Raw genomic sequence first — 3,319 nt, 5'->3', positions numbered from 1 at the left:
GTGAGCCGGAGAACATCGTCGGGGTGATCCACGCCAAAGACCTGCTGCGCGCCATGCACAAGCTGCTGGGGGGTGGCGAAGACGATGCGCGTGGTTTGGCGGCCTTCGACGTGATGAAAGTCGCGATGCCGCCCTATTTTGTGCCCGAAACCACAACGCTTGATGACCAGATGCGCAACTTTCTCAAGCGCAAGACGCATTTTGCCTTGGTGGTGGATGAATATGGCGCGTTGCAGGGTCTGATTACGCTTGAGGACATTCTTGAGGAAATCGTGGGTGAGATCGCCGATGAATTTGACGACCACGAGGAAGATCAAATCGCGGCGACCGAAGATGGGGCCTATATCGTCGATGGGGCCATGACGATCCGCGATCTCAACCGCGCGCATGACTGGAACCTGCCTGATGATGAAGCCAACACCGTCGCTGGTCTGGTCATTCACGAAGCGCAGATGATCCCGCTTGAGGCGCAGGTTTTCTCATTCCACGGGTTCCGCTTTGAGGTGCTCAGCAAGGATGAGAACCGCTTGGCGACGTTGAAGATACGCAAGCTCTAAGGCAATGTCTGGCCCGGTCGATAGGCCGGGCCGCGCGCGACCCTCCCCACGGGAGAGCGCTTTGCACCCACCCAGGGTCAGGCGCGACCCTGCGTATCAACGCCCCTTAAAGAGGCCACCCAAAATGCCGCGCACAATGCGCCGTCCCGTCGTGCCTTTCAGTTCTTTCACAACAGCAGAGGCAATCGCACCACCAAAGCTGGTATCCGACGACGACCGTCGCGATGTTGACCGCCCCGATTGCTTGCCATTGTAGCGCCGTGCAGCCCTGAATTCGCGCTCTTTCTCTTCCAGGCGCTCCTCTTCAGCCTCCGCCTCAGCCGCCGCTTCCGCGGCTTTGTCAGCGCGCTTGGTCAGCATTTCAAACGCGCTATCGCGATCCATGGTCTTGTCGTATTTCCCAGCCATATCTGAGGCCTGCATGATCGCCTTGCGCGCGGTTTCATCAATCGGGCCAAGCTGCGATGACGGTGGCCGGATCAATGTCCGTTCGACCATCATCGGGATGCCTTTGCGATCAAGGAAGGATGTCACGGCCTCGCCGGTGCCGACTTCTTGGATCGCCTGCGCGGTCTCAAACGTCGGGTTATCGCGGTAGGTTTCGGCGGCGGTTTTTAGCTCTTTGCGGTCCTTGGCGGTAAACGCCCGCAGCGCGTGTTGCACGCGGTTGCCCAATTGGCCCAACACGTCCTCAGGGATATCGCCGGGATTTTGGGTCACGAAATAGACGCCCACGCCCTTGGACCGGATCAAACGCGCCACCTGCTCGACCTTATCGACCAAGGCCTTGGGCGCCCCATCAAAGAGCAGATGCGCCTCATCAAAGAAGAACACAAGCTTCGGTTTATCGGGGTTGCCGACCTCCGGGAGTTCCTCAAAAAGTTCCGACAAAAGCCACAGCAGGAAGGTCGCATAAAGCCTTGGGCTGCCCATCAACTGATCTGCGGCAAGGATATTGATCTCACCGCGCCCATCGCGGGTGCGCATCATGTCTGCCAAATCAAGCGCGGGTTCACCAAAAAGCGCGGTGCCGCCCTGATTTTCGAGCACCAGAAGTTGGCGTTGGATTGCTCCGATGGAAGATGACGCCACATTGCCGTATCGCAAAGACAGGTCTTTTGCGTTTTGGCCAACCCAAACAAGCAGGGACTGCAAATCCTTGAGATCCAGAAGCGGCAGTCCTTCCTCGTCCGCCACGCGGAAGGCCACGTTGAGCACACCCTCCTGCACATCCGTCAGGTCCATCAAGCGGGCCAGCAAGAGCGGGCCCATCTCAGCGACCGTAGCGCGAATAGGGTGACCTTTCTCGCCAAACAGATCCCAAAAGGTGACCGGAAACTTGTCGTATTGCAGATCAAGGCCAATGGTTCGCGCGCGCGACATGAAAGGCTCATGCAGCTTGAATTCAGCCGTCCCGCCAACCGCCAAGCCGGACAAATCACCCTTCACGTCAGACAAAAACACCGGCACACCCGCGGCAGAGAACCCCTCTGCCATGATCTGCAAGGTAACGGTTTTGCCGGTCCCTGTGGCCCCTGCGATCAATCCATGTCGGTTGGCTTTATCCAAAAGCAGGACCTGGGGGGCGCCGTAGTTTTCCGCGCCGCCACCAATGAAGATATTTTCGGGCATCTGAGATTTCCTTATTCATTGTCCCGATCAAGATACATTCTTAACCTTTTCGTGCCAGCATAAAGAATGTGTCCCTTTCGTTGTTGCGATGGGGGACACATACCTCCCTGTTGGACTTGCCGTGCCTTTGGGCACGGCATTTTTTTGACCCCTGTGGGGATGCCAAATCATCACCATATCTTTATGAATTTGCAGTTGACGGTTGATCTGGCTTTGCGTAGCGTGCGCGTAATAAGTCGGCCAAGTCCGATAGGGAGAACAGAAAAGGGTCCTAGCCACTAGGGCCCTTTTTCTGTGGCGGGCTCTCAGAAATGTGCGCGCAAAGACACGGCATCGCTCGCATTCCCCCCTGACAATCCCACCGCTGCGTGTTAGCTGACGGGAAAAAGAAATCGAGGTCTCAGCAGATGAAACGTATTTTCACTTCCCTTTTCTTGGCCGCTTTGCTTGCGCAAACACAAACTGTCCTTTCCCAAGAGGCCACGGCGGAAGCCCGCGCCGTCGGCACAGGTTATGTCGCCGAAGAATACGGAGATTGGTCAATCCGCTGCATTACCGCCCCCGAAGGCCAGCAAGATCAGTGCAGCCTATATCAATTGCTCTATAGTGCCGATGGCGCGCCCGTGTCCGAGTTCAGCATCTTTGCCCTTGCCAGCGATGGTCCGGCGGCCGCAGGTGCCACGATTGTCGTACCCCTTGAAACGCTCTTGACCGAGCAGTTGACGATGGCCGTCGATGGGCAAAACGCCCGTGTCTATCCGTTCAGTTCCTGCAACGCGGCCGGCTGCGTCGCGCGGATTGGATTCACGCAGGCGGAAATGGATGAAATGAAGCGCGGTATCAGTGCCGCTATCCGGATCGTGCCTGCGGCCGCCCCTGATCGCAATGTCGTACTTGATATCTCGCTTTTGGGATTTACTGCGGGTTTTGAGGCGCTTTCAGCGCGCTAATCAGGCCGGGTGCCTGCGCAGCGCTAGCACCGCATTCAGCCCGCCAAATGCAAATGCGTTTGACAGAGCCACATCCACCTGCGCATCGCGGGCGACATTTGGCACGATATCGAGCGCGCATTCCGGATCAGGTTCTTCATAACCAATCGTTGGCGCAATGACGCCGTCGCGCAACGCCAT

At 57.3% G+C, this 3,319-nt stretch carries 3 protein-coding genes and 1 pseudogene; 2 read left to right on the top strand and 2 right to left on the bottom strand.

The annotated features are described in order from the left end of the window. On the top strand, positions 1 to 557 hold a 557-nt coding region (locus tag ACFDSS_RS09205; protein WP_375255458.1), incomplete at its 5' end, for a transporter associated domain-containing protein. A 96-nt stretch (positions 558 to 653) separates the two neighbouring features. On the opposite strand, the gene ACFDSS_RS09200 is transcribed toward ACFDSS_RS09205, so the two are convergent. Next, a complete protein-coding gene (locus ACFDSS_RS09200; protein ID WP_375255457.1) occupies positions 654 to 2,189 on the bottom strand; it encodes a helicase HerA-like domain-containing protein in 1,536 nt (511 codons plus the stop codon). 407 nt (positions 2,190 to 2,596) lie between these two features. Here ACFDSS_RS09200 and ACFDSS_RS09195 point away from each other — a divergent pair, with 407 nt between their 5' ends. After that, the gene (locus ACFDSS_RS09195) at positions 2,597 to 3,139 is read left to right on the top strand and encodes an invasion associated locus B family protein (protein ID WP_375255456.1); all 543 of its coding nucleotides are present in this window, start codon (positions 2,597 to 2,599) and stop codon (positions 3,137 to 3,139) included. On the opposite strand, the pseudogene ACFDSS_RS09190 reads toward ACFDSS_RS09195, so the two are convergent. Beyond that, positions 3,140 to 3,319: pseudogene (locus ACFDSS_RS09190) on the bottom strand (beta-ACP synthase); the annotation flags it as partial.

Origin of the sequence: Yoonia sp., assembly GCF_042093035.1 — a bacterium.
Classification (GTDB): Bacteria; Pseudomonadota; Alphaproteobacteria; order Rhodobacterales; family Rhodobacteraceae; genus Yoonia.
This window is presented reverse-complemented; position numbering and strand designations above follow the sequence as displayed.